Annotated in this window: 1 pseudogene; it reads right to left on the bottom strand. The window is 73.6% G+C overall.

Annotated elements, in window-relative coordinates:
- Positions 1-1,491, bottom strand: a pseudogene (locus AC2W7C_RS17785) (ATP-dependent DNA helicase); the annotation flags it as partial.

Consider the following 1,491-nt stretch of genomic DNA (forward strand, 5'->3'; position numbering starts at 1 on the left):
GTTCGGAGGCCTCGTCGTCGAGAATGTCCTCCAGGTGGCGCGACAGGGCCAGCAGCGGCGCCTCGACGGCGGCGAGGGCCTTGGCGGCCTCGCGCGCGGTCTCCAGCACCGGGTCGGTGACCGGGCGCAGCGAGCATTCCATGCCGAACTCGCCGCCGCCGGGAGTCTCGTCCGTCCGTGCTCGGAGCTGTTCCAACGCGGCGACCAGGAACCGTTCGATCGGACCGATCGGATTGACCTCGCCCGAGGCGGGCGCGATGCGGCCCGAAACTCCCTCGCCGGGCAGCTGGGCGGCGGCGTGGACGGCGTCCTGCAGGGCCTTGGTCGCCGCCTCGTTGCCGGCGCAGAGATCGCCCAGGCGTTGCTCCAGGCCGCGTCCGCGCCGGCCTCGGCCCTCGGGCCCACGCAGCCAGCGGCGCAGCTCGGCGGCCTCCTGGCCCGACAGGCAGGCCGAGAAGGCGCTGTCGGCGGCGTCGAACAGGTGGTGGCCTTCGTCGAAGACGATGCGCTTCAGGGCCGCGGTCTCGCCGTCCTGCTTCAGACCCCGCGCAGAGCGGGCGCCGTCGAAGGCGGCCTGGGTCATGACCAGGGCGTGGTTGGCCACGACCAGGTCCGCCCGCCGGCTGGCGCGGATGGTCTTTTCGACGAAGCATGTCCGGTAGTGAGGACAGGCGGCGTGGACGCACTCGCCGCGCCGATCGACCAGGTTGGCGGCGGACGCCTGATGCGAGGGGGCCGTGGCGAACAGGCCGGGCAGCCAGCCGGGATAGTCGCCTCCGGTCATGTCGCCATCGCGCGAATGCATCGCCCAGCGGCTGGCCAGGGCCATGCCGATCAGGTCGCCGTTTCCGAGTTGGGCGGCCTGGACCATCTCCTGCAGGTTCAGCAGGCAGAGGTAGTTCTCGCGTCCCTTGCGGACGACGGCCTTGCGCTTGCGCTCGGCGGGGTCGGGCCAGAGGGCGGCGCTCTCGCGGTCGATCTGGCGCTGGAGGGCGCGGGTGTAGGTCGAGACCCAGGCTGCGCCGGCGTTGCGTTCGGCCCAAAGACTGGCGGGCGCGAGGTAGCCCAGGGTCTTGCCCGTGCCGGTGCCCGCTTCCGCCAGCAGCACGCGGGCCGGCCTCCTCGTTGCGGGGCGAGAAGGCGAAGGCGGCCTCGGCGGCGTAGTCGGACTGGGTCGGGCGGGTCTCGTCCAGGCCCGAGGCCTGGAGCAGCTTCTCCAGCCGGATGCGGGCGCTCTCCGAGTCGACGGGAGCCGAGCCGGCCTCGCCGCGGGGCGCTTCGTCCTCCCATTCCGGCAGGCGGGACCAGGCGTCCAGGCCCGAGCCGCGGTGCTGGCGCGCGCGGACCGGCTGATGCTGAAGCGCGCCCGAGACCCGCCAGGACCAGGCCCAGTCCGCGGCGGACAGCGTCTCGTTGAGGGTGAACGCGTCCTCCCGGCCCGGATAGGCGGGGTCGGCGAGTTCGCGCAGCAGCAGGCCGGCCGCCTCGCGC

Source organism: Brevundimonas sp. CURTG3B2_SDJG (assembly GCF_057364705.1).